The sequence below is a fragment of the Promicromonospora sp. NPDC023987 genome (genome assembly GCF_040639055.1).
Taxonomy (GTDB): domain Bacteria; phylum Actinomycetota; class Actinomycetes; order Actinomycetales; family Cellulomonadaceae; genus Promicromonospora.
This window is the reverse complement of record NZ_JBEZZF010000004.1, coordinates 62491-88311: the sequence shown is the minus strand read 5'-3', so window position 1 is coordinate 88311 and position 25821 is coordinate 62491. Positions and strand designations below refer to the sequence as shown.

The 25821-nt window shown below is 70.4% G+C and carries 18 protein-coding genes; 12 read left to right on the top strand and 6 right to left on the bottom strand.

The window, feature by feature from the left end:
- The first annotated feature begins 62 nt into the window (after positions 1–62).
- Together AB0F40_RS03560 and AB0F40_RS03555 are read left to right on the top strand one after the other, a co-directional pair.
- Positions 63–899 carry a SigE family RNA polymerase sigma factor gene (locus AB0F40_RS03560; protein WP_357464271.1) on the top strand — a complete coding sequence of 279 codons (837 nt, stop codon included), beginning with the start codon at positions 63–65 and terminating at the stop codon, positions 897–899.
- A gap of 2 nt (positions 900–901) precedes the next feature.
- Positions 902–2239: a hypothetical protein gene (locus AB0F40_RS03555; RefSeq protein WP_357464269.1), complete on the top strand. Its 1338-nt coding sequence runs from the start codon at positions 902–904 to the stop codon at positions 2237–2239.
- Between the two features lie 122 nt (positions 2240–2361).
- Here AB0F40_RS03555 and AB0F40_RS03550 read toward each other — a convergent pair whose 3' ends face one another.
- Positions 2362–3564 carry an excalibur calcium-binding domain-containing protein gene (locus AB0F40_RS03550; RefSeq protein WP_357464267.1) on the bottom strand — a complete coding sequence of 401 codons (1203 nt, stop codon included), beginning with the start codon at positions 3562–3564 and terminating at the stop codon, positions 2362–2364.
- Positions 3565–3708: 144 nt separating this feature from the next.
- On the opposite strand from AB0F40_RS03550, the gene AB0F40_RS03545 reads away from it, so the two are divergent.
- Positions 3709–7797: a TM0106 family RecB-like putative nuclease gene (locus AB0F40_RS03545; protein WP_357464265.1), complete on the top strand. Its 4089-nt coding sequence runs from the start codon at positions 3709–3711 to the stop codon at positions 7795–7797.
- 5 nt (positions 7798–7802) lie between these two features.
- Here the strand turns inward: AB0F40_RS03545 and AB0F40_RS03540 are convergent, their stop codons facing one another.
- Complete coding sequence (locus AB0F40_RS03540) at positions 7803–8567, bottom strand: hypothetical protein (RefSeq protein ID WP_357464263.1); 765 nt, start codon at positions 8565–8567, stop codon at positions 7803–7805.
- A gap of 192 nt (positions 8568–8759) precedes the next feature.
- On the bottom strand, positions 8760–8963 hold the full coding sequence (locus tag AB0F40_RS03535) for a cold-shock protein (RefSeq protein ID WP_036971009.1): 204 nt from the start codon (positions 8961–8963) through the stop codon (positions 8760–8762).
- 226 nt (positions 8964–9189) lie between these two features.
- Here AB0F40_RS03535 and AB0F40_RS03530 point away from each other — a divergent pair, with 226 nt between their 5' ends.
- From AB0F40_RS03530 to AB0F40_RS03500, 7 genes are all read left to right on the top strand, one after another.
- Positions 9190–10044, top strand: coding sequence for an aldo/keto reductase (locus tag AB0F40_RS03530; RefSeq protein WP_357464260.1), 855 nt, complete (start codon positions 9190–9192; stop codon positions 10042–10044).
- A 258-nt stretch (positions 10045–10302) separates the two neighbouring features.
- Positions 10303–11586, top strand: a complete 1284-nt coding sequence (locus tag AB0F40_RS03525; RefSeq protein ID WP_357464258.1) for an ABC transporter substrate-binding protein — start codon at positions 10303–10305, stop codon at positions 11584–11586.
- A gap of 319 nt (positions 11587–11905) precedes the next feature.
- Complete coding sequence (locus AB0F40_RS03520; RefSeq protein ID WP_357464256.1) at positions 11906–13342, top strand: branched-chain amino acid ABC transporter permease; 1437 nt, start codon at positions 11906–11908, stop codon at positions 13340–13342.
- A gap of 13 nt (positions 13343–13355) precedes the next feature.
- Positions 13356–14342 (top strand): branched-chain amino acid ABC transporter permease, encoded by a 987-nt coding sequence (locus AB0F40_RS03515; protein WP_357464254.1) that lies wholly within the window; start codon positions 13356–13358, stop codon positions 14340–14342.
- On the top strand, positions 14332–15333 hold the full coding sequence (locus AB0F40_RS03510; protein ID WP_357464252.1) for an ABC transporter ATP-binding protein: 1002 nt from the start codon (positions 14332–14334) through the stop codon (positions 15331–15333). Before AB0F40_RS03515 ends, AB0F40_RS03510 begins: the two co-directional genes overlap by 11 nt.
- The gene (locus tag AB0F40_RS03505) at positions 15330–16115 is read left to right on the top strand and encodes an ABC transporter ATP-binding protein (protein ID WP_357464250.1); all 786 of its coding nucleotides are present in this window, start codon (positions 15330–15332) and stop codon (positions 16113–16115) included. Before AB0F40_RS03510 ends, AB0F40_RS03505 begins: the two co-directional genes overlap by 4 nt.
- 99 nt (positions 16116–16214) lie before the next feature.
- Entirely contained in the window at positions 16215–17330 is a 1116-nt protein-coding gene (locus AB0F40_RS03500; protein WP_357464248.1) for a beta-eliminating lyase-related protein, read from the top strand.
- A gap of 30 nt (positions 17331–17360) precedes the next feature.
- Here AB0F40_RS03500 and AB0F40_RS03495 read toward each other — a convergent pair whose 3' ends face one another.
- Complete coding sequence (locus AB0F40_RS03495) at positions 17361–19661, bottom strand: S9 family peptidase (protein WP_357464246.1); 2301 nt, start codon at positions 19659–19661, stop codon at positions 17361–17363.
- Between the two features lie 92 nt (positions 19662–19753).
- Complete coding sequence (locus AB0F40_RS03490) at positions 19754–21088, bottom strand: endonuclease/exonuclease/phosphatase family protein (protein WP_357464244.1); 1335 nt, start codon at positions 21086–21088, stop codon at positions 19754–19756.
- A 303-nt stretch (positions 21089–21391) separates the two neighbouring features.
- Here AB0F40_RS03490 and AB0F40_RS03485 point away from each other — a divergent pair, with 303 nt between their 5' ends.
- Entirely contained in the window at positions 21392–22012 is a 621-nt protein-coding gene (locus AB0F40_RS03485; RefSeq protein WP_357464242.1) for a septum formation family protein, read from the top strand.
- On the opposite strand, the gene AB0F40_RS03480 is transcribed toward AB0F40_RS03485, so the two are convergent.
- Positions 21993–23210, bottom strand: a complete 1218-nt coding sequence (locus AB0F40_RS03480) for an MFS transporter (protein WP_357464240.1) — start codon at positions 23208–23210, stop codon at positions 21993–21995. The two genes, AB0F40_RS03485 and AB0F40_RS03480, sit on opposite strands and share 20 nt — an antisense overlap.
- A gap of 256 nt (positions 23211–23466) precedes the next feature.
- On the opposite strand from AB0F40_RS03480, the gene AB0F40_RS03475 reads away from it, so the two are divergent.
- Entirely contained in the window at positions 23467–25776 is a 2310-nt protein-coding gene (locus AB0F40_RS03475; protein ID WP_357464238.1) for an immune inhibitor A domain-containing protein, read from the top strand.
- The last annotated feature ends 45 nt before the right edge of the window (positions 25777–25821 follow it).

The following is a 25821-nucleotide window of genomic DNA, read 5'->3' as shown; positions in this document are numbered from 1 at the left end:
GCTGACGAAGAAATCCGGGAAACCGGATGGAACCTTCGGCCCGGCTGGCCCGTGTTCCGTTCGTGACAGTCACGAGTCCGCGCGCACCAGCGCCAGAGTTCCGGGCCCCCGAGCCCGTGACGCTGTACGTCGTGCGCGCCGACTCCAGCTCTGCGGACGACCTGGAGACCGTGACCACCGAGCAGAACACCCCAGACTCCCTATCCACCACCACGCCGGAACCGGCGTCGGGCGATACCCCCGAGAAACTCGACCCCGTCCCCGCGACCCGGCCGCTCCGGCTGGTCCGAGGTGGGTCGGCAGGCGCCGATGACGTAACCTCGCTCCCCGTGCGGACAGACCGGCCTACGGCCACTCACGCGCGCAGGAACGCACAGATCTCGAAGAACGAAGAGTTCACCGTGTTCATGCGGGAGGCGAAGGACCCCCTCCACCGGATGGCGTTCCTCCTGAGCGGTGATGCGCACCGTGCGGAGGAGCTCACCCAGCAGACCTTCGAGCGGTGCTACCGCCACTGGCACAAGGCCAGGGCGGGGGACCCCCTGGTCTACGCCCGGCGGGTGCTCGCCAACCTGCGGATCGATGCCTGGCGCCGCACGCGGCGCGAGGTGCTGACGGGCCCCGACGACCTGCCGCAGGACGACGCTCGCGTCGCTCGCGCGGCGGCCAAGATGCCCACGCGCACCGTGGACGACCGCGACGCCGTCGTGCGCGCCCTCCTGCGACTTCCCCTGAAGCAGCGCCGTGTCGTGGTGCTGCGTCACCTGCTGGACCTGTCGGAGTCCGAGGTCTCGAGCGAGCTCGGCATCCCTCTCGGCACCGTGAAGTCCACGGCGTCGCGCGGCCTCGCCCACCTGCGCGCGATCCTCGATGTCGATCCACTGGGCGGAACCCGATGAACATGAACATCCCCCACGGTTCCCCCGACGACGACTTCGTCGCCCGGGTCCGGGAGTCGGCGCACGCGGCGGTACCCGCGTCGACGTTGGATCTCGACGGGGTCCTGCGGTCGAGCCGTCGCAAGCACGCCACCCGGCGGGCCGGCGTGACGCTGGCCTCCACGCTGGCGCTCGCCACCGCGGGTGCGGGGGCCGCGGGTGCGCTGCCGGGTATCCCGGGCCTCTGGAGCAGCGCTCCGGTCACGGTGGAGACCACCGACGCGCCGCCCTCGACCCTCGAGGGCGAGGTCGACGTGGACCCGCCGGCGCCGTCACCGACGGACATCCCGTCACCGGAGCCGGAGACGGAGCTCGCCGACCTCGCGCCCGGTGTGCGGACGGTGGCGGAGCCGGCGTCGTACCGCGTCGACCGGGACACCGTGGTGCTTGATCTCGGTCTGGCCGCCGGTGGTGGCGACCGTTATCTCGCGGTGGTGACCCTGGCCAAGATCGACGGGCGGCACAGCGCCACCGACCTGGAGCTGCTGGCCGGTGGCGACACCGCCCTCCAGAACCTTCGCGAGGGGAACCTCGGTGGAACGTTGCTCTGGCGGGGCGTCACGTCCGACGCGATGGTCCTGCCGTCCGACGGCGGGCCGGCACTCGTGTTCGGCTTCTCGTCCGCGGCGACGGACGGGGACCAGTTCCTCGTCTTCGACGATCCGCTGACCGACGATGCCGCGGGCGCGCAGGGGGCGCACGCGGCACCGGACTCCGGTGCTCCAGAGGCAGGCGCCTCGCTCCGGGTCACGCCGTTCGACGTGCTCGGCGACGGCAGCGTGTGGATGCGGGTCCTGCAGGTGGACCGCACGACGGCGGAGCCGCGAGGGTTCATCTACTCGAACGAGGACACGTGGAGCGCCTCGTGGTGCCGCAGCACCTCACCGGAGTGTGCAGTCATCCACGACGTCGCCGGCAAGTCCGTGGACGAGCCGAAGGCCGCCGAGCCCGCGCCGATGGTCGCGGAGCTCACCCCGATGCTGGTCGAGGACGCGCAGGCGAACGAGGTCCCCGCGATGGAGACCTGCGTCGCGCAGCGCACCGGCACCGAGTGGACGGCGCCTCCGCAGCTCACGGGCGAGTCCTTCTGGCAGACGCCGAAGGGCGTGGACGCCGACGTCTGGCGGCTGTGCCTGATCGACCTGAGCGAGGCACTGCAGCTCGCCTCCACGGCGAACGAGCCCGCGCCGCCCGGCGACGGTACGCGCAACCCGGCTCCGAGCAAGGAGCCGACCACATCTCCCGAGAACGAGGATCCCCTCGGTCTCGGTGACCTCCTGGAGGGACTCTTCGGGGGGTAGGACTTCCCGGCCCACGTCTCGTCTGGGGAGATGGCGTGGGCTGGGAACACCCGAGCGGGCCGAGGCAGATTCTGGGGATCTGCCTCGGTCCGTTCTCTTTGCACCGGACCTCGCGGGAGAGGTTACTCGCCGTCCTCGCAGGCGACGCCGTTGCCGTTGCGGTCGAGGTGCGGCAGGTAGCCCGGCTGGCCGTTCGAGAGCGGGGCGGCACCGGCGGCACGGACCGCGTCGCAGTTCCAGTAGAAGACGGTGCCCGGGTTGTCACCGTTCCCGTTCTCATCGTCCTCGTGCTGCTCCTCCTGCTTTTCCTGCTCCTGCTGCTCGAGCGCGGTCTCGCGCTCGTCGAGCTGAGCCTCGCGCTTGTCGAGCTTGGCCTCCCGGTCGCCCAGCGCCTGCTCGCGCTCGGCCACCTCGTCCCGCTGCTTCTTGAGCTGGGTGCGCTCCGCCTCGATGTCGGCACGCTCCGAGTCGATGTCCGACCGGAGGGCCTGGGCGTCGGTGATCGCCTGGTTCGCGTCGGCCTGCTGCCCAGCCGTGACGACCACACCGATGATCACGCCGAGCGCGAGCCCGGCTACGGCGATGGCCACCATGAGCCCGGCGCCGGGGGGGCGCGAGCCGCCCTGCCGCCCGGACGTGCCGGGGCGTGGTCTGACCGGCGCCACCTGCGCGGGGGCCGCGGCCATCGGTGCACCGGCACCGGGGCGGGGAGCGTCATCGATGCTCAGCGGTCCGGGTCCCGGACGGGGCGCCGTGGCCGATGGCGAGTCAGCGGGCTGGGCCGCCCCCTTGCCGCCCAGACCCTTGAAGGCAGCAAGGACACCCGCGACGGGACCCTTCTTCTGCGTATCCGGGGGTGGTGGGGGTGGCGCCATGCCCGGCTGCGGCGGGTAGACCGGTTGCGGACCGGACCCGGGCCGGGGCGGGCCGGGAGCCGGCGGAGCACTGATCGGCGCCATCGTCATGGTCGAGCCCATCGCGTCCGCCGGGGACAGGCTGGGAGCTCCGGGGGCCGGACGGCCCGCCGCGCCGTCGATCACCTGGATCGCGACGGTCCTCGTGTCCGCGTCCGCCTGGTCGGCGGGCGTCGAGGTGGGGACGGGACCGGAGGTGGTTGGTGCGGGGGGCGCCGGTGGCGGCCCGGGCGGGGCCGGGGGCGCGGGGGCGCGGTTCTCCGGCGCCGGCTGGGGCGCGTCGGGTCCGTCGACCCAGTAGTCCCAACCGGGCGGGGCCGGGGGCCACGACGGGTCGGGCGCCCAGGTGGAGTCGGGTCGGAATCCCGGGGGCACCTGCCAACCCGGAGGCGGGTTGAAGCGCACGGGCATGGTTGCTCCTTCGATACGGTCGGCCCCACTATCGGCCATCCAGGCGGGTTGGCGCCAGAACAAGGGGTCGAACCGGACATATCTGCCGCCTGCGAGGACGACAGTAGCGCGCTCGTGTCAGGGGTCACTGATAGACCTGGGGGCATGTTCCTCCTGGAGCGCGACGACGCCGGCACCCTCGTGCACTCGGCAAGCGACCTCGTGATCGCGGGCGAGTGCGAGTTTCGCCTGCTGAGACGCCTCGATGAGCTCCTCGGCCGCAGCCCACGCCGGGTGCGGGAGGAGGACGAGATGCTCGCCCGCACCGCCGCGCTGGGCGAGGACCACGAGCGCAGCGTCCTCGAGAGGCACCTCCGCACCTTCGGCCCGGCCGATGCCGGCCGCCCCGGCGGTGTGCTCGAGGTCCCGCCCGCGCGCCGGATGGCCCGCGACGACCTCGTCGAGGCGCACGGCCGCACGCTGGCCGCGATGGAGCAGGGCGTCGACGTCGTCTATCAGGCCTCGTTCTTCGACGGCAGGTTCCACGGCCGGGCCGACTTCCTGGTACGCGACCCACTGGGTGAGATGGAGCAGGGCGACGGACCGCCGACAGATCCCGGCCCCCGGCTTTCCGGAGCTCGAAGCCTCACACCGCAGCCGCGGTATGCCGTGCACGACTCCAAGCTCGCGCGCCGCACCAAGGTCCGCGCGCTGCTCCAGCTCGCCGCGTACGCGAACCAGCTCATGGACGCGCGGATCGACCCGACCTCCGAGGTGCACCTCGTGCTCGGCACGGGGGAGACCACGTCGCACCGGCTCGCCGACCTGTTGCCCGTCTTCCGCAAGCGGCACGCGCGGCTCGTCGAGGTCCTCGACAACCATGTGGCCGACGACGCCCCGGTGAGCTGGACCGACGACCGCTACCTCGCCTGCGGCAAGCTCCGCAGCTGCCCGGACTGTGCGGAGGCGGCAGCTGCCCGCCGCGACGTCCTGCTCGTCGGTGGCGTGTACGGGAGGCAACGGGCGAAGCTCTCGGAGTCAGGCATCTCCACCATCGACGCGCTCGCGCTGGCCGAGGAGCCGCCCGAGGGCATGGCCGCCGGCCGCTTCGAGGGGCTGCGCGCCCAGGCCCGCCTCCAGCTCGGGCTCGACGAGGGTGACGGATCGGTAGGACTCGACCAGCTGCCTGACGGTGTCGACCCGGACGGGCCGGACGCGCGGCTGCGCTGGCAGCTGGTCGCCACGGACGCCATCGACCGGCTCCCGCCCACCAGCCCCGGCGACGTGTTCTTCGACTTCGAGGGTGACCCCCTGTGGGAGGCGGCGCGCCTGCCCGGCGACGGCCAGGCGCCGGTCATGGGCCTCGACTACCTCTTCGGCTGGGTCGAGCGCCCCGGCGCGGATGACGAGACCCCGCCGTTCCACGGGCTCTGGGCCGACGACCTGGCAGGGGAGCGTGACGCGCTCGTCGGGTTCGTCGACTACCTCAACGCTCGGCTGAGGACGTACCCCGACCTGCACGTCTACCACTACGCGGCCTACGAGAAGACCCACCTGCTCTCCATCGCGGCGCGGCACGGGGTGTACGAGGACGAGGTGGATCAGCTGCTGCGCGACGGCGTGCTGGTTGACCTGTACGCGGTGGTCCGGTCATGCCTGCGCATCTCGAACCGGTCGAAGTCGATCAAGAAGCTCGAACCGCTCTACATGCAGGACGACCCGGCGCGGGAGGGGGTCACGAGCGCGACGGCCTCGGTCACGGAGTACGCGGAGTACGCGAAGCTGGCCGCTGACGGCGCGGACCGGGCACCGGAGCTGAAGCAGCGGATCCTGGACTACAACGAGTACGACTGCCGGTCGACGTTGCGGCTGTTGCAGTGGTTGAGGTTCGCGCGGTCGTCGGTCTCGTCAGTCTCGTTGGTCGGGCCTGTCGAGACCCCCTCGGCCGGGTCGGCTGGGTCGGCCGTGGGGAGCGAGAACGCGCGCGCGGATGCGTTCACGGGCCCCAGGGGGCCCTCCACTTCGGGAACGGATACATCCGCGCGCGCATTCTCGCTCCCCACGGCCTCCGCTGGTGGCTCGCCTTCTGGGGATGGTGCACCGTACTTGGGTGGGGAGACGGCCGCGCGTGTGGGTGGGGGTGGCGTCGGGGGAGCTGTTGAGGCGGAGGTGCCGACGGGGTCACCCGGGGGCGAGCTTGTGGGCGTGGCGAGTGAGGAATCGCCGCGGGTCCTGGCTCGGCGGGCGGGGCGGGAACGGCGGTTGGCGCTGGCCGACGAGATCTCCCGGCGGGTCGGTGAGGACCGGGGGGAGCGCTCGCTCGAGGTGCAGGCGCTCGCGCTGCTGGGTGCCGCCGTCGGGTACTACCAGCGCGAGGACAAGCCGTTCTGGCTGGAGCACTACGCCCGGCTCGAGCTACCGCTCGACGAATGGCCCGGTCGGCGCTCGACGTTCCACGTGGAACGTTCGACCGTGCTGCGGGACTGGGCCGTGGTGGGACGCGATCGGCTCCCCTCCCGCGAGGTCGAGCTGGTGGGCCGCATGCTCGACGGCTCCCGGATCGACGGGTCCGACCTCGGCGTCGGCGAGGCCGTGCACGTGCTGTACGACCAGCCGGTGCCGCCCGTCGTCGGCGAGCTGGAGGCGCGGGCCGTACGAGGTGAGCACTCCGGCGGCGTGATCCTGGAGGCCCGGGAGCCCGCCGGCGAGCGCGATGACGTCCCGCGGGGGCGGGACATCGTGGTCCTGCGGGAGCGGCTGTCCGGGGGAGCGGAGCCGCACGACCAGGTACCCGTCGCGCTCGCGCCGCAGCACGGACCGGGCCACGACGCTCAGGAGCACGCGGTCGAGGAGGCCGCCCGCGCGGCGCTCGCCGCCTGGGACGCGAACCGCACCCTGCCCGACGGCGCCGCGCTCGACCTCCTGCGCAGGCGGCCGCCGCGGCTGGTGGGCCCTTCGACAGGCTCAGGACAGCGCCCCCTGGCTGGCTCGGGACAGGACGGCTGGGCACTGCCGGAGCTCGGCGGCGAGGCTGACGGTGGTCTCGATCTCGAGGCGGCGGTGTACACGGCCGTCGAGCGGCTGGACCGTTCCTACCTCGCGGTGCAGGGGCCGCCCGGTACCGGCAAGACCCACGTCGGCTCACACGTCGTCGCCAAGCTGGTGGGCGCCGGGTGGCGGGTGGGCGTCGTGGCCCAGTCGCACGCGGCGGTCGAGAACATGCTGAGAGCCATCGTCGACAAGGCGGGGGTGCCCGTCGAGCAAGTGGCGAAGAAGCAGCGTGCGAAGGTCACCGAGAAGGGCGCCGCGCCACCATGGCAGGAGCTGACCAGCGCCCAGCTCGCGGACTGCGCGGCGAGCAGCTCCGGCGGGTGTGTCGTGGGTGGCACGGCGTGGGACTTCGCCCACGAACGCTGGCCCGACGAGGGGCTCGACCTGCTGGTCATCGACGAGGCGGGACAGTTCTCGCTCGCCGACACGATCGCCGTCGGGCGGTCCGCGCAGCGTCTCCTGCTGCTCGGCGATCCGCAGCAGCTTCCGCAGGTCAGCCAGGGAAGACACCCCGAGCCGGTCGACGAGTCGGCGCTCGCCTGGCTCGCAGCCGGTTCGTCCGTGCTGCCCGACGGGCTCGGCTATCTGCTGCCCGAGTCGTGGCGCATGCACCCCGACGTCTGTGCCGCCGTGTCCCAGCTCTCCTACGCCGGCCGGCTCTCGGCCAACCCCGTCACGACCACCCGCTCACTCGACGGCGTACAGCCCGGAGTGGTGCACGTCCCGGTCACGCACGAGGGGCGCTCGACGTCGTCCCCCGAGGAAGCTGCCGAGGTGGTGCGACAGGTGCAGGGCGTGCTCGGCCGGGCGTGGGACCCGGGCGGTGGTCGGCCGTCCCGCCCGCTCGGGCCCGACGACGTCGTGGTCGTCGCCGCGTACAACGCCCAGGTCCACGTGGTGCGCCAGGCGTTGCGGGCTGTCGACCTCGGCGGGGTGCCCGTCGGCACCGTCGACATGTTCCAAGGGCGAGAGGCACCGGTGGCGATCCTGACGCTCGCGGCCTCGACGCCCGACGACGTCTCCCGCGGCATGGGATTCCTGCTGTCGCGCAACCGGATCAACGTGGCAGTCTCGCGCGCGCAATGGCGCGCGGTCGTGATCTCGTCACCCCGGCTCACCGACTACCTGCCGGGCGACTTGGACGCCGACGGCGTCCGCCGTCTCATGGAGCTCGGCGGATTCCTGCGCCTCATCGGCGAGTGACGGGCCTAGAACTCGCCGCCCCCGCCGAAGTCCCCGCCGCCGAAGTCGCCGCCACCGCCGAACATGTCGCCGAAGAAGCCGCCGCCGGCGTCGCCACCTGCGTCGCCTCCCGCGTCAGCGCCTGACGCCTCGACCGGCTCACCACCGGCCTCCGCGCCCGGATCGCCGCCCTCGGCGCCGGCTTCCTCGCCACCGCCCTCGGCACCGCCGCCTTCCTCGCCGCCGGCGAAGTCCTGGGCAGGGTCTCCGAAAGAGCTGCCGAACATCATGTCCGCGACGGCGGAGCCGATGACCATGCCACCGATCGTGCCGAGCATGCTCGCACCGAGCATCGAGCCGAAGCCCGGCCCGCGGCTCGAGCCGAAGTTCCGCTCGAGCGTGCCGGGGTTGCGCATCTCCGCACGGGTCGCCATACGGGCCAGGTCACGCGGCTCGTCCGACGTCGCGCGCTCGTTCGCCGGAACGGTCTCGCTGAGCTGGGCCTGGACCTGCCGCCGCTGCTCGGGCGTGAGCTGTGCGAACGCTTCGGCGTGTGCCTCCTCCACCCGGTCCGGCGGGGCGGTGCGGAGCAGGTAGCGGTACCGCTCGATCGCCACCTCGTCCTCGCTGCGACCCGTGCTCGCGGCCGAGCCGTAGACGGGCGCCGTGCCGTACTCGGGGGTCTGGCCTGGCTGCTGCCGGTACTGCTGTCGGGGCGTGCTGCCGCTCTGGTACATGCCGGGGATCTGCTCGCGCGGCTCGCGGCCCAGCAGTCGGTCGAGGAAGCCCATGATCTCGTCCTTCGTAGGTGACGGTCCAGGTGGGGAACGCCTGGCGTGGTCCAACGGTTCCGGATCGGTCCCCCGGTCCACCGGGTGGAATGGCGAAGGCCCGGTCACCTCGAAAGGTGGCCGGGCCGACGTCGTACAACCGGTGACGAGATCTCACGAACTCGCACGGAGGCTGCGAAGATTGTGAAGGGATCAGATCGGGCGGATGTTCTCCGCCTGCAGGCCCTTGGGGCCCTGCTTCACGTCGAACTCGACGCGCTGGTTCTCCTCCAGCGAGCGGTAGCCGCTCGACTGGATCGCGCTGAAGTGGGCGAACACGTCCTGCCCACCGTCCTCGGGTGCGATGAACCCGAAGCCCTTCTCGGCGTTGAACCACTTGACGGTTCCGAATGCCATGTACTGCTCCTTGCATGAGGCGACGACCCCGACCGTCGGGATCGCATAATCACGGTGTCGTCGTCATCTCACGGAAGAACGATCGAGGCACTGCAACATCCCCTACCCTACCCGCCAGATGCAAGGAAAGCCCGACCAATCTTGAGTGACTTGCATCGGAGGGGTCTCCGGCCCGGTTCTCGGGCCCCCGTCGACGGTGTCCGGAGCGGGTGTTAGAACGGTTGGCATGAACGCAGCCACCGACATCCCGTCCGTCACGCTCAACAACGGCGTAGCGATCCCGCAGGTGGGTCTTGGCGTCTTCCAGGTGCCTGACAACGGCACGCAGGCGTGTGTCGAGACCGCCATCGAGCTCGGCTACCGGCACATCGACACTGCCGCGGCCTACTACAACGAAGAAGGCGTCGGCGCGGCCGTCCGGGCGACGGGCGTCCCACGCGAGGAAATCTTCGTCACCACGAAGCTCCGCAACGGCGACCAGGGCTACGAGAACGCCCTGCGCGCCTTCGAGAACAGCCGGCGGGCGCTCGGCCTCGACGTCGTCGACCTCTACCTCATCCACTGGCCCACGCCCGGCCGCGACCTGTACGTGGAGACCTGGCGTGCCTTCGAGAAGTTGCTGGCCGACGGCGCGGTACGCGCGATCGGTGTCTCCAACTTTCTGCCGGAGCACCTGGATCGCCTGGTCAGCGAGTCGAGCGTGGCGCCGGCGGTGAACCAGGTCGAGCTCCACCCGACCTTCCGGCAGCCAGCGACGGTCGAGCGCAGCCGAGCCCACGGGATCGTCCCCGAGGCCTACTCGCCCCTGGGTCAGGGTGCCGACCTGGAGGCGCCGGCGGTCGTCCGGATCGCGAACGAGCTGGGCGTCACACCGGGACAGGTGGTCCTCCGCTGGCAGGTTCAGCACGGGGTGATCCTGATTCCGAAATCGGTGAATCCCGAGCGAATGGCGACCAATATCGACCTGTTCTCGTTCTCGCTCAGTACGGCGCAGATGTCCGATATCAATGCGTTGCACACGCAGGACGGCCGGATCGGCGCCGACCCGGCGACCGCAGCGTTCACGCAGTTCCGGAACTGAGCCGGGGCCCCGACGGCGGCGTGGGAGCGGGTCGGAAAACGGCTCCCAACGCGCGCGGCCGACTCATTCTTCTTGCCTATTCGAGCCCTCATATCACCCCAATTCTTGGGCTGCCGCGCGCCTGGGTAACATCCTCGTAACGATCCGGTCGGTGTGATGCACTAGACACACTTGTGTCACACAAGGTGGCTACGTTCATCGCCACGACGAGGCAAGTCGCCGCGTCAGGTTCACTCCCGCTCGAAGGGGAACAGCAGAATGATTCGACGTTCCACGGCGGCGCGCGGTCTCGCGATCGCAGCTGTCCTCAGCGTGGGCCTCGCGGCCTGCTCCACGACCACGGACACTGGCGGCGACGGCGACAGCGCCGGGTCGCAGGATCCGCTCATCGTCGGCACCATCCTTCCGCTCACCGGCACGCTCGCCTTCCTCGGTCCGCCCGAGGTCGCTGGTGTCGGTCTGGCGATCGCCGACATCAACGAGGCCGGCGGCGTGCTCGGCAACGACGTCACTCTGGAGCAAGGCGACTCGGGTGACACCACGGACGCCAGCGTCGGTCAGCAGACGGCGACCGACCTGATCAGCAAGGGTGCACAGGTCGTCATCGGTGCTGCTTCGTCGGCCGTTAGCCTCAACGTGGTGGACCAGTTCACCGAGGCCGGCGTCATGCAGATCTCCCCGGCCAACACGGCCACCGACCTCTCGGGCGCGAGCGAGTTCTTCACCCGTACGGCGCCGCCGGACACCGTGCAGGGTGCGGCGCTCGGCTCGCTGATCCTCGACGGTGGTCACCAGAAGGTCGCCATGATCGTCCAGGACGAGGCCTACGGCACCGGCCTGCGCGACAACATCCAGCAGGCGGTCGAGGCCGGCGGTGGCGAGGTCGTCTACGGCGCCACCGACGCGGGCGACGAGTTCCCTCCCGGGGAGAGCAACTTCTCCTCGATCGTCACGGACGCCCTGGCGGCCAAGCCGGACGCCATCGCGGTGATCGCCTTCGAGGAGACCAAGGCGATCGTGTCCGAGCTCACGGCGCAGAACTGGGACTTCAACGGCACCACGTACTTCTGCGACGGCAACACCGCCTCGTACGAGCCGGACTTCGACCCCGGCACGCTCGAGGGCGTCGTCGGCACGATTCCTGGCGCGCAGGCTCCTGAGGACTTCAAGGACCGCCTGAACACCTGGTACCAGGAGAACGAGGGCGAAGAGCTCACGGACTACTCCTACGGGCCGGAGTCGTACGACGCCGTCATCCTGGCCGCGCTCGCCGCCGTCCGCGGTGACGGCACCGACGGCGCGACCATCTCGGAGAACATCAAGGCGGTCTCCGGTACCGACGGCGGTACCGAGGTCACCACGTTCGAGGAGGGCGTCGAGGCCCTCGAGGCAGGCGAGGAGATCCACTACGTCGGTCAGTCCGGTGTGGGCCCGCTGAACGAGCAGAACGACCCGACGTCCGCGTTCATCGGCGTCTACAAGTACGACGAGAACAACGTGAACGTCTTCGAGCGCTCGATCGAGGGCAAGGTCGCGGAGTAACCCGCGAACCGGGTGACCCGCCGGCCACGGCCGGGAGTCAGCCGCTTGTGACGACGGCCCGATCGCCTTCCGCGCGGAGGGTGACCGGGCCGTCGCCCTGCCTGGATTGATGTGTCCTGTAGACAAATGCAGGCGGATCGTAACCCTTTCGTGTGACACCGGCGGCGCCGAATGTGACACAAACCACGGCTACACTTCCGGCACGCTCGCGAAAACCTTGCGATACACGGCCCGTTCAGGGCTGCTACATCACGGGGAGAACGGTGGCTCGGAGGCTCAGCCCTCTGGCCAGCCCCAGACACCACGGAGGACCCGGCACATGACAGCCGACCGACAGATCGCGTCCGCGGCGCGGCGAATCCTCGCCGTCGTCGTGGCGGTACTCGCGGCCTTGACCGCGAGCGCGGCGATGCTCGCCGCCCCCGCCGCCGCCTCCACGACGGACGTCGCGACCGAATGCACCCCTGACGGGACCACCGCGTGTGTCTCCCCGATCGTGCTCGACGAGAACAACGAACCCCTGCCCGGCATCGACGTGACGATCACCGGCCCGGGTTTCGAGGAGGTAGTGACCTCCACCGACGGACCGGTGTCCGTCGAGGTCCCCGAGGTCGGCCGCTACACGCTGACCCTCGATCCGGCGACGGTGCCGGACGGTATGCAGCCGGACGCCCCGGAACAACAGGTCACGGCCCAGCTGGGTTCGACGGCCCGCGGTGCGTTCAGCATCACGCCGGGCTCGGCACCCGCGGAGACCGGATCGGCGACGGAGCCGTCGGAGACCGCCGGCGACGCCGACGCGGAGGACGAAGCGGAGGCCAGCGGCATCGGTGCCGATGGATCCACGGAGAACGTCTCGGGCTGGCCGGCGTTCAGCCAGGTCTGGCAGCAGTTCGGTTCCGGCATCCGGTTCGGCCTGCTGCTCGCGCTCGCCTCGGTGGGCCTGAGTCTGATCTACGGCACCACCGGCATCTCGACCTTCTCGCACGGCGAGCAGGTGACGCTGGGTGCCCTGCTCGGGTTCGTGTCCATCAACTGGTGGGGTCTGCCGGTCTGGGCGGCCGTGCTCGTCACGATCGTCGTCTGCGCCGGGACGGGGTGGTTCCAGGACGTGGTCCTGTGGGGCCCGCTGCGCAGACGTGGCACACCCGTCATGCAGCTCATGATCGTGACCATCGGCCTGTCGATGGCGCTGCAGTACCTGATCCAGATGGTCATCGGCGGCCGCTCCCAGCGGGTGCTGTCGTCGAACGCTCGATCGGTCGAGATCGCCGGCATCACCCTGAGCGCCGCGTCCTGGCTCTCGATGCTCGTCGCTCTGGCCGTGATCGGCGTCATCGCCTGGTTCCTCACGCAGACCCGGATCGGCCGTGCGACCCGTGCCGTGTCCGACAACCCCGCGCTGGCTGCGGCGACGGGGATCAACCCGGACCGCATCGTGCGGATCGTCTGGACCGTGTCGACCGGCCTGGCCGGCCTGTCCGGCATGCTGCTCGCCATCTCGTTCGGTTCGTTCACGTGGACGCTCGGCATGATCCTGCTGCTGCTCATGTTCGCGGCGGTGACGCTCGGCGGAATGGGCACGGCCTTCGGCGCCCTGGCCGGATCGATAGTGATCGGCCTCGTCGTCGAGATGTCCACCCTCATCCCCGGTATGCCGAGCAGCCTTCGGTACGCCTCGGGCCTCTTGATCCTCATCCTCGTGCTGCTGTTCAGGCCCCAGGGCCTGCTCGGTCGCGCCGTGCGGGTCGGCTGAAAGGAGAATCGTCATGGACGAACTGAGTCGAATCCTCATCCTGGCGCTTGGCCAGCTCATCGCGCCCGCCACCGCCGCCTACGCTCTCGCGGCGATCGGCCTCAACCTGCACTTCGGCTACACGGGGCTGCTCAACATCGGCCAGGCCGGCTTCATGCTGATGGGGGCGTACGGGTTCGCGATCGCCACCATCGAGGGCGCGCCGTTCTGGCTCGCCTTCCTGGTCGCGGCGGCCGCGGGCGCTCTGCTCGCCCTCGTGCTCGGCATCCCCACGCTGAAGCTGCGCGGGGACTACCTCGCGATCGTGACCATCTCCGCGGCGGAGATCATCCGGTTCGCCGGCCGGTCCACCCTCTGGGCCGAGTACACCGGCGGCGCATCGGGACTTGCTGGTAGCTCGTACAAGGGCACCTTCCAGGACCTGTCCCCGCTGCCGGACGGGCGGACCGCGATCGGGCCGCTCGAGTACATCCACAACGGGTCGGACTCCTGGTGGACCCGCATCTTCGCCTGGGGCGTCGTGCTGGTCGCCGTCCTCCTGGTCTGGCTCATCACCCGGAGCCCGTGGGGCCGGGTGCTCAAGGGGATCCGTGAGGACGAGGACGCAGTGCGCGCCCTCGGCAAGAACGTCTTCTCCTACAAGATGCAGGCCCTGATCCTCGGCGGTATCGCCGGATCCTTGGCGGGCATGTTGTTCGTGCTACCCATATCCGTCGCCCCCGACAACATGGGCCGCACCCTGACGTTCTTCGTCTGGACCGTCATGCTGCTGGGCGGTGCCGCCACCCTGTTCGGGCCGGTGCTGGGCTCGATGCTGTTCTTCTTCGTCTACATGCTGCTCCGCACGGGCATGCGGGCGGGGCTCAGCGAGATCATGCCGGCGCAGAACGTGGAGCACCTGGCCGGCCTCATGGTGGGCGTCGCGCTGATGTGCATCGTGATCTTCCGGCCGCAAGGCATCCTGGGAAACAAGAAGGAGCTCGCCTTCGATGTCCGTTGAGAAGACGAAGAACGAGAACGAGCCCGTCGAGCCGATCGGGGCCGTGGCTGCCGCCGAGGCGGTTGCGGCGACGTCGGACGACGACCGTAGCGACGCCGCCAAGAAGGTGACCGAGACGCTGAGCCGCGTGGACGCCAAGGTCGGCGTCGCCAAGCCGGACACCATCCTCAGGGCCACCGGCGTGCAGCGTCGCTTCGGCGGCATGACCGCCGTCGACGTGGATCACCTGGAGGTCCAGCGCGGCGCGATCACCGCGCTGATCGGTCCCAACGGTGCGGGGAAGACGACGTTCTTCAACCTGCTGACCGGGTTCGACCAGGCCAACCAGGGCAAGTGGGAGTTCGAGGGCAGGCAGATCTCTCGCACCAGTGCCGCGAAGCTGGCCCGCACCGGCATGGTCCGCACGTTCCAGCTCACCAAGGCGCTGTCGCGCCTGACGGTCCTGCAGAACATGCTGCTCGCCGCGCCGGGCAACCCCGGTGAGAACCTGTTCGGCTCCCTCTTCCGGCCGTTGTGGTCGGGCGTCGAGAAGCGCAACACGATCAAGGCGATGGAGATCCTGGAGCGGTTCAACCTCGCCGCGAAGAAGGACGACTTCGCCGGGTCGCTCTCGGGTGGCCAGCGCAAGCTGCTGGAGATGGCGCGGGCGCTGATGACCGACCCGACCATGATCATGCTCGACGAGCCCATGGCCGGCGTGAACCCTGCCCTGGTGCAGTCCCTGCTGGGGCACGTCCAGGCGCTGCGGGACGAGGGCATGACCGTGCTCTTCGTCGAGCACGACATGCACGCCGTGCGGCACATCTCCGACTGGGTGGTCGTCATGGCAGAGGGCCGTATCGTCGCGGAGGGCCCGCCGGAGAGCGTGATGCAGGACCAGGCGGTCGTGGACGCCTACCTCGGCGCCCACCACGACACGGATCTCGGGGACGACGCGCTGCTCGACCCCGCAGTGCTGGCCCGGCTCGAGGCCGAGGAGGAGAAGCGATGAGCAAGGCGACTGTTTCCGAGGCGCAGAAGGCCGAGGCAAAGGCCCCCGAGCAGCTCCTGCGCGCGGACAACCTGGTGGCGGGCTACGTACCCGGCGTCAACATCCTCCAGGAGTGTTCCATCGAGGTGGCCAAGGGCGAGCTGGTGGGCATCATCGGCCCCAACGGAGCCGGCAAGTCGACCCTGCTCAAGGCACTGTTCGGGCTCGTGAAGATCCACAGCGGCACGGTGACCCTCGAGGGCGACGACATCACGGGCATGAAAGCGAACCGGCTCGTGGAGCGCGGCGTCGGGTTCGTGCCGCAGAACAACAACGTGTTCCCCTCGCTCACCGTCGAGGAGAACATGCGCATGGGCGTGTTCCTGCGCCCCAAGACGTTCAAGGAGCGGTTCGAGTTCATCACCGACCTCTTCCCGACCCTGGGGGAGCGGCGTTCGCAGCGAGCCGGAGCCATGTCGGGCGGTGAGCGCCAGATGGTCGCGATGGCTCGTGCGCTCATGATGAACCCGTCGGTGCTGCTGCTCGACGAGCCGTCCGCGGGCCTGTCGCCCGTGCGGCAGGACGAGACGTTCCTGCGGACCCGCATGATCAACAAGGCGGGCGTCTCCGTGATCATGGTGGAGCAGAACGCGCGGCGCTGCCTGCAGATCTGCGACCGGGGCTACGTGCTGGACCAGGGCAGGGACGCGCACACCGGGACCGGCCGGGAGCTCCAGGCCGACCCCAAGGTGATCTCGCTGTACCTGGGCACCCTGGCGGAGGACGTGAACAAGGCCTCCTGACCCGCCCTTCCGTTGAGTGCTGGGTATTTGTCCGCCGGAATCGGTTTCGCATGACAAATACCCAGCACTCAACGGGAAGGGGCGGGGGAGAATGGTCGGGTGCTGCAGCTCGCCTCCGACAACTACGCCCCCGTTCATCCTGAGGTCATGGCCGCTATCGGCGCGGCCAACCTCGGGGCCGCCGTCTCGTACGGTGACGACCCTGTCTCGGCCCGTCTCCAGGAGCGCGCCACGGAGGTGTTCGGCGACCAGGCCCGCATCTTCCCGGTCCTGAACGGCACGGGCGCGAACGTCATCAGCCTCATGGCCGCCGCACCGCGCTGGGGTGGCGTGATCGCCAGCGACATCGCGCACGTCCACACCGACGAGAACGGCGCCCCCGAACGCGTCGGCGGCCTCAAGGTCCTCGCCGCACCGAGCGTGGAGGGCCGCATCGGGCCCGACGCCGTCGACCGCTACGCCGGCGACATCGGCAACGTGCAGCGCGCGCAGCCGGCCGTCCTGAGCCTCACGCAGGTCACCGAGCTCGGCACCGTCTACTCGCCTGCCGACCTCAAGCTCCTCGCCGACACCGCTCACGCCGCCGGCCTGCGCGTGCACCTCGACGGATCACGTCTGGCGAACGCGGCGGCCACGCTCGGCGTCGGGCTGCGGGAGATCACCACCGACGTCGGCGTGGACATCGTGTCCCTCGGCGCGGCGAAGAACGGCGGCATGCTCGGCGAGGCGGTAGTGGTGCTGGCCGACGGCGTGGTGGGCGCGCGCGGGGCGGGCGGCGCATCGGCCGGGCTCGTCGAGGCCGTGCCGTACCTGCGCAAGGCCACCATGCAGCTCGCGTCGAAGACCCGGTTCGTGTCGGCGCAGCTCCTGGCGCTGCTCGGTGAGCCAGGCACACCGACGTCCGGCACCGGGGAGAGCGCGCCGCTGTGGCTGCGCAACGCCGCGCACTCCAACGCGATGGGAGCGCGGCTGCGCGCGGGCGTCGAGGCGGCAGGCCTGGCCGGGACCGTCCGGATAACCTGTCCGACCGACGCCAACGTGGTGTTCGCGACCCTGCCGTGCGCCGCTGCCGACCGGGCACGTGCCCACACGCGCTTCTACGACTGGGCACCGGGCGAGACGGCGGACCGCGTCGAGGTGCGCTGGATGTGCGCGTGGAACACCACGGAGGCGGACGTCGACGGGTTCGTCCGGGCGCTCACCGACGCCCTCTGAGGTCGAGCCGCCTCCGCTGGTCGGTACCGGTCAGTGGTCGGCGAGGCCCAGCACGTCGAGCACCCACGCGTGCTCGAACGCGATCTGCTCCCACGCGGAGTAGCGCCCCGAGACGCCGCCGTGTCCCGCTGACATCTCGATCTTGAGCATCGCCGGCGCGCCGGCGGCCTGCAGCCGGGCCACCCACTTCGCGGGCTCCACGTACAGCACGCGGGTGTCGTTGAAGCTGGTCGTCGCGAGGATCCGGGGGTAGTGCGACGCGTCGTCGGCCACGTTCTCGTACGGCGTGTACGAGCGCATGTACGCGTACACCTCGGGATCGTGCAGCGGGTCGCCCCACTCGTCCCACTCGGTGACCGTCAGGGGGAGTGTCGGGTCGAGCATCGACGTCAGCGCGTCCACGAACGGCACCCCGGCCAGCACGCCCGTGAACAGCTCGGGCGCCAGGTTGGTGGCGGCCCCGACGAGCAGCCCGCCGGCGCTGCCGCCGTCGGCCACCATACGGTCGGACGACGTCCAGCCGGTGCCGACGAGGTGCCGGCCACAGGCCACGTAGTCGGTGAAGGTGTTGCGCTTGGCGGACAGCTTGCCGTCGTCGTACCAGGCACGACCCATCTCGCCGCCGCCCCGCACGTGCGCGACGGCGAACACGACGCCGCGGTCCAGCAGGCTCAGGCGCGGCACCGAGAAATAGGGGTCTATCGACATCTCGTAGGCGCCGTACCCGTAGAGGAGGAGGGGCGCGGGCTCGGCGGGGACGCCTGTGGTCGAGCCTGTTTCGGTGGTCGAGCCTGTCGAGACCCCGAACCTCACCTTGTCCTTGCGCCAGACCAGGGAGATCGGGATCCGCGTCCCGTCCTCGGCAACCGCCCACTCCCTGCGCTGGTCGTAGTCGCCGGGGTCGTAGCCGCCGAGCACCGGCTGCTGCTTGAGCAGGGTGCGCTCGCCGGAAGCGACGTCGTACAGGTAGAGCGACTGCGGTGTCACGAACGAGGTGTAGCCGGCTTTGAGGTTGGGCTGCTCCCACACGCCCACGCCCGCGCCGACCGACTCCAGCGGCTGACCGAACGAGATCTCCTGGAAGTCCCAGGCCGTCCGTTGGCCGCCCTCGTCGACCAACGACAGGACCGCCGACCGGGAGATCGCCTCTCGGCGGTAGTAGAGGACCAGGTAGCGCTCGCTCGCGCTCACGCCCTCCAGCCGTACGTCCGGAGCGTGCGGCACGACGACGGTCGCCGCCTCCGGGGTGACGGTGTCGCCGCGCGCCGGGACGGGGGAGCTGACCAGCTCGAAGTTCAGCGCGTCCTTGTTGTGCAGGATCAGGAGGACGTCACGGGTACTCTCGGCCGGCTCGACCGGCGAGGGCGGGTCGACCAGCGAGGGGGGCTCCGGCAGCGAAGCCGGCTCGACCAGCGACACGGGCAGCACCGCGTGCTCCACCGTGTACTCGACGCCCTCGCGACGCGGCCAGACGACCCGGAACTCACCGGTCGGGTCGTCGGACTCCAGCAGCCACGACTCGCTCGTGACCTTGGAGCCGAGCTCGATCTGCAGGTACTTCTTCGACCGCGACAGCCCTACGCCCACCCAGTAGCGCTCGTCGGGCTCCTCGAACACGAGCACGTCGTCGGACGCCGGCGTGCCGAGCCGGTGCCGCCAGACCCGCCACGGGCGCCAGGCCTCGTCGACGGTGAGGTAGAAGATGTGCTCGCCGTCGGGCGCGAACAGTGCGCCGGGCGCGGTGTCCCGCACCTCGTCCGGGAGGTCCTCGCCCGTGGCCAGGTCCCGGACGCGCAGCGTGTAGCGCTCGTCACCGGCCGTGTCGGAAGCGTGGAGCAGCCGGGAGCCGTCGTCGGACACATCGAGCGAGCCCAGGGCGAAGAAGTCGTGGCCGTCGGCCGCGACGTTCTGGTCCAGCAGCACCTGCTCGCCCGGTACCGGCTCGCCGGGCTCGAGCAGCCGGGGGGTCCAGTCGTCAGGTCCGGCGGCGGGGTACCGCGCGTGGATCGGGTACTGCTGACCCTCGACCGTGCGGGCGTAGTACCACCAGTTTCCGTCGCGCGAGGGGACGGAGAGGTCGGTCTCGAGGGTGCGGCCCTTGATCTCGTCGAACAAGGTCTGCCGGAGGGGCGCGAGATGCTCCTGCTGGGCGAGGGCCCACGCGTTCTGCGCCTCCAGGTGCGCGACGACCTCGGGGTCGTCCTTGCGACGGAGCCACTCGTAGTCGTCCGTGACGGTGTCCCCGTGGAACGTGCGCTCGCTCTGGCGGCGCGGCGTGGACGGGGGCGTGGTGGCGGGGTCGATCGTGGCGGGGGTCAGGGGATCGGACACCGCGTCAGCCTATCCGCGAAGACCACCGCTGAGTGCGGGATTCTCGCCCTCCAGACGGAGCTGGAGGGGCGAAGATCCCGCACTCAGCGGTCTCAGGGCTTCAGGTCCGCCCAGACCAGGCGGTGGTCGCTGGTCGGGAACGGGTACGTGCCCGTGAGGCGGGAGAGGGGGTCGGCGGCGGTCGGCCAGAAGACGCCGGCGTCCCGGACCCGCAGGTCGCGCGACGGCAGCACGTAGTCGACGCGCAGGTTGCCCGGCGTCGTGTCCGCGAAGTCGGCGGTGTCCAGCGCGGGGTCGCCCCGGTGGTCGAGGTTCGCCCCGGCCTGGAGCGCGGCAGCCTCGGGTGCGCCCGCCGACGTCGCCCGCGGGTCGCTGATCCGGGGATGGCGCAGCAGCTGGTCGATCGCCGCGTCCACGGAGTCGCCGTCGACAGGGTCGGCGTTGTAGTCGCCCACGATCACGAACGACGAGCCGGGACGCAGCCCGCCGCGCCGGCCCTCGTCGTCGTACTGGTAGCGGGCGGCGCGGCCACCGCGCACGTAGTCGGCCCAGAACCGGATCTCGTCATGGTTGCGCAGGCCGTTGCGGTCCTCGGCTCCGTCGAACGACGGCGGTGTCGGATGCGCCGCCAGGACGTGCACGATGTCGCGGCCGACGCGCACCGGGACGTCCCAGTGCGACTTGCTCGACAGCGGCATGACCGCCAGCTCCTCGGCCGAGTACCAGTCGGCCGGCGCGTCGGTGGCGGGGTCGTCGGGCAGCAGTGCACCGGGCATGTCCTGCCACGTGAAGTCCTGGAACGTGCGCACCCGGTGGTGCTGGATCGGGTACTTGGACAGCACCACCATGCCGTACTGCCCGGGGAACAGGCCGAAGCCGAGCGCGTCGTCGCCCCCGCCCACCGCCCCGTCGTTGTTCAGGTCGAAGCCGCTCGGGACGCCCGTGTTCACCGGCGCGACGAACGCGTACGGGTACTCGACCGGCTCACCGGTGCCCTGCGGCACCTCGAGATAGTTCTCGCGGAACAGGTCCGCGGCGGCGTACGGGTCGGCGTCGCCGGAGTAGTCGAACTCGTAGAGCAGCACGATGTCGGGGTCGGCGTGCTGGATCACCTCGGCCACCGCCGCCGCCTGGGCGTCGTCGCCCGTGGACAGGTCGGCGACGAGCTCGCCCTCCTCCGCGCGGTTGAGCGACAGGTTGTAGGTGGCGGCGCGCAGGGTCCGGTGCCCGTTGCCGGGCCGGCCGGCCCCGGACGACGTGCCCGCCGAGAGCCCGTCCGCCGCCGACGTCGTCGCCGTGCCTGCCGACGTCGTGCCTGCGGACGTCGTGCCTGCCGCCGCCGTGCCTGCCGAGGCGACGAACGCCCCGGCCAGCAGGGCTGCTGCCGCAGCGGCGGCGGTCAGGCGCGCGGGGGTGCTGGCTCGCATGGCTGCTCCTTCTTCGCCGGTGCCGGGGAGGGCACGGCTCGGTGCGTTGGTGTGGTGCGCGGTGGTCCGCGGCGATCTCACGGTAGAGCCGAGTCGGTTCGCCGGGGTGAACGGCGCGTGAACAGCCCGGCGCCGGGCGACACCGAGCGGCGCCGGGCGACAACGCCCGGCCGCCAGGAAGGTCGTGACCGAATAGTTGCACGTCGGAGCCTGGCGACGGTGGTTGTGCCGGTAGTTTTCGGGACGGCCGTCCTGGCCGTGACGGCGGCCTCTGTCGTCGTGCAGATCTCCGAGGAAGAGTCGATGAACCGCACTTTCCGTTCCGTCCGCAACGCCGTCCGCAACGCAGTCGGCCGCGCCGGCCGGATGTCCGAGCCCCGCACGTCCGCCCGACCGGCTCGGCTGCTCGCGGCCAGTGCCGCGCTGACCGTCTCGCTGACGATGCTCACCGGCTGTGGTGCGGTTCTCGACGAGATCATGTCGGGCGGCGAGCCCCCGCGTGACGAGCCGGGTGGCGAGATCACCGCCTCGGCGGAGGCGGACGCCTTCGAGATCCTGAAGGGCGACTGCATCGACCTGGCGGCCCTCGCCGGGTACGACGACCACGCGGCGGGCGAGGAGTACGAGGTCGAGTCGGTTCCGGTGGTGCCCTGCGCCGAGCCGCACACCGGCGAGGTCTATGCCGAGCTGGTCATGGAGGGCGACAAGTTCCCTGGCGAGAAGGGCATGGCCAAGACGTTCGAGCACTGGTGCTACGCCGAGTTCGAGAAGTTCGTCGGCATCTCCTACGACGAGTCGGTGTACGGCTACACCGGCTTCTACCCGACGAAGGACACCTGGGAGCTGCTGGACGACCGCACCCTGCAGTGCATCGTCAGCTCGGAGGAGCCCGTGAAGGGGACCCTCAAGGACGCAGCGAAGTAGCGCGCCGCTTCGTCGCCCGCAGGTCCATCGCGAGAACCACCAGCGCGGCCAGCACGAAAGCCGCTCCGACCAGGGGCACCGTGCCGACGCCGACCGTGGCCACCACGAGCGCCCCGAGCGCCGATCCGCTGCCGATCCCGATGTTGAACACCGAGCTCGATATCGCGGTCGCGGACTCCGTGGCGCCCGGGGCGACCTGCATGGACAGGAACGACAGCGCGGGCGGGATCGCGCTGAAGGCGAGCCCGAACAGGGCCAGCCCGACCAGGGCGAGGGCAGGGATGTGCCCGAGCCCCCAGAGCAGCAGCAACGCGCCGGTCAGCAGGCTGAGGGCCACGAGCACCGTCTGCCACGGCCGCTTGTCGAGCACCTGGCCGATCAGGAGGGTGCCCGTCAGGCCCGCGGCGCCCTGGCCCAGCAGCAGCGCGCTGAGGTACCGGTCGGGGAAGCCCGCCGTCTCCAGCAGGAACTGGGTGACGAACGTGATCATCATGAAACCGCCGGTCACGAGCAGGACGGTGACGGCCATGAGCACCAGGAAGTGGCGCATGCTCGGGTGCGTGCCGAGGGCCGTGCCGCTCTGCTCGGCGTCGACGTTCGGCATCGCGATCGCCATGGTGATGCACGCGACGAGGCTGACCACGGAGAACGCCAGGAAGGCGGTGCGCCAGCTGGTCTGCTGCCCCACCCAGGTGCCGAGCGGCACGCCGAGCAGCGGTGCGAGCGAGTTGCCGATGGCGAGCCGCGCGATCATCTTGCCGCGGACCGCGGGGGCGAACAGGCTCGCGGCGGCCGGCGTGACGACAGACCAGAACAGCGCCTGCCCGAGGGCTGTGACCATGCGCGCGGCCATCAGGTCCGCGTAGCCGATGGCAACCGCCGACCAGAGCGTCCCGACGGCGCACACCGCGGTGGTCGCCGCCAGCACGTAGCGACGCGGGAACCGGCGCGTGAGGCGCGAGAGCGGCCACGACGTGAGGACGACGACGGCGGCGTAGGCGGTGACCAGCAGGCCGATCTCGGACGTGGTGCGGCCCAGGTCGGGGGCGATGAGCGTGAGCAGCCCGCCCGGCAGGTTCTCGGCCGTGACGAAGGTGAACGCCGAGACCGAGAGCGCGAGGAGCGCGACGGCCGCCCGGCGCTGGTTCACGGGGGGCGCGGCGAAGCTCGCTGCGGTGGCGTTCGTGCTCACGCTCATGGTGTTCTCCGGCTGGTCGGCGGGCTGGTTTCACCCGGACGACAGGAAGGGGCCCGGCGGACACGACAAACGTACGCGGCCTCGAATCGATTCTAGCCGGGCAACTCCGGCATACGGCATGTACGGAACCTGTGTCGTAGGCAACATTGTCGTAATATTTCCCTGGTTTCCTCATCCAGGGACATTGGTGTCCCGGTAGGTCCGGCGACCCGAATCACCTCCTCGTCCCGGACGCCGCTCTCTTCACGGAGGAAAAATGAATCCACGCATCTGTGCCGTCGGCGCGGGGGCAGCACTGCTGCTCTCCACGGCTGCCGTGCCGATGACAGCCTCGGCAGCACCCCATGCCGAGGAGGCGCCGCCGCAGGCGGCGGCGCCCGCGAAGGAGGACAACCGTCCCGACGTCCTCGCCGAGAAGCAGACCGAGAAGCGACAGCTCGCCGTCGACATGGTCGCGACCGGAGAGGCCAAGGTCGAGACCCGGGGCAAGGGCTCCCGAGCCTCGAAGGTCGTGGAGATCTCCCCGCGCGACTACGTGCAGTACGGCGTCGAGGAGACCGCGCAGCTGTTCAGCATCCTCGTGGACTTCGGTGACCAGGTGGACGACCGCTACCCGGACGCCGCGGCGGGCCCAGGGCACAACGAGATCCCCGAGCCTGCGGAGGACGACAACTCCACCTACTGGGAGCCGGACTTCTCCCGGGACCACTTCATGGAGATGTTCTTCACCGGGCTGGAGGACCAGAACGGCGAGTCGTTCGCCGGTGTCTACGACGAGATGTCGTCGGGCCGGTTCGACCTGCAGGGTGACGTGTCCGACTGGGTCACCGTGCCGTACAGCTCGGCGTCCTACGGCACCACCGAGTCCGGCGAGGACATGACGCGGTTCATCCAGGACACCGCTGACGCCTGGTACGAGCAGCAGGTCGCGGCGGGCAAGACCGCCGAGGAGATCGACGCCTACCTCAAGTCGTTCGACGTCTGGGACCGCTACGACATGGACGGCGACGGCATCACCGCCGAGGCCGACGGGTACATCGACCACTTCCAGGCGATCCACGCCGGTGAGGGCGAGGAGGCCGGCGCACCCGAGTCGGCCATCTGGTCGCACCGCTGGTCGGTCAACCAGGGCGGCCTGGGCACCGACGGTCCGGCCGACTTCGAGAAGCTCGGCGGCATCAAGATCGGCGACTCCGACCTCTGGATCCGTGACTACACCACGGAGCCGGAGAACGGCGGCCTCGGTGTCTTCGCGCACGAGTTCGGCCACGACCTCGGCCTGCCGGACTACTACGACACCAACGGTGGCGAGAACGGCACCGGCTTCTGGAACCTCATGAGCTCCGGCTCGTGGCTGGGCCACGGTGACGGCACCATCGGCACCACGCCCAACCACATGGGCGCCACCGAGAAGCTCTTCCTGGGCTGGCTCGACTACGAGACGGTAGAGGCGGGGGAGCGTGAGCGGGTCAAGCTCGGCCCGGCGTTCCACGCCACCACCCGGGACCAGGCCGCGATCGTGAACCTGCCCGACGGCGTCGAGCAGATCGATCTGGGCGTCGAGCCGCTCGACGGCTCGTTCGCATACTCCGGCACGGGCAACAACCTGAACAACACGTTCGCGTCGCCGTCGTTCACCGTGCCGGACGCCGCGTCGCTGACCGCGAAGGTCCAGTACGCGATCGAGCTCGACTTCGACTACGCGTTCGCGGAGATCTCCACCGACGACGGTGCGTCGTGGACCGCGCTGCCGAACAACCTCGCGTCGGACGAGGACCCGAACGGCACCAACCCGGGCAACGGCATCACCGGTAGCTCGGACGGCGCCTGGGTCGACCTCACCGCCGACCTGGCGGACTACGCGGGCGAGACGGCCTCGGTCCGGTTCCGCTACTCGAGCGACGGCGGCGTCAGCGAGACCGGCCTCATGGTCGACGACGTCGCCGTGGGCACCGCGCTCACCGAGGACTTCGAGGACTCGGCCGACTGGACCACCGACGGCTTCGTGACGGTCGGTGCCGACGGCACCTACGAGGTCGAGTACTCGCACTACTACGTGGCGGAGAACCGCGTGTACGGCGGGTACGACGAGACGCTGCGAGAGGGTCCGTACAACTTCGGCTGGGGCTTCAGCAACAGCAACCGGGTGGAGCACTTCCCGTACCAGGACGGCCTGCTGATCTGGTACGTGAACAGCCTGTACGGCGACAACAACACGTCGCAGCACCCGGGTGGCGGTCAGGCCCTGCCGGTCGACGCGCGTCCGGAGGCTCTGCGGTGGTCGGACACCTCGATCGCTCGCAACCGGATCCAGTCGTTCGACGCGACGTTCGGCCTCCAGCGGACCGACCGGATCTCGCTGCACCGTGAGGTGTCGGAGACCGAGATGACGCGACTGTTCCAGCACAAGCAGTGGCCCGTCCGGACCTTCGACGACAGCGACCCGGAGCGTTACTACGACCCGGCCAACCCGGGCCACTCCGTGAAGGTCGGCGGTACCGGCACCACCATCAAGGTGCTGTCGCAGCACACCCGCAGCGGTCAGATGACCATCCTGGTCAACTGACCTCGACCAGCTGACCTCGCTCGGCGTTGGCCGAGCTCGCCGAGA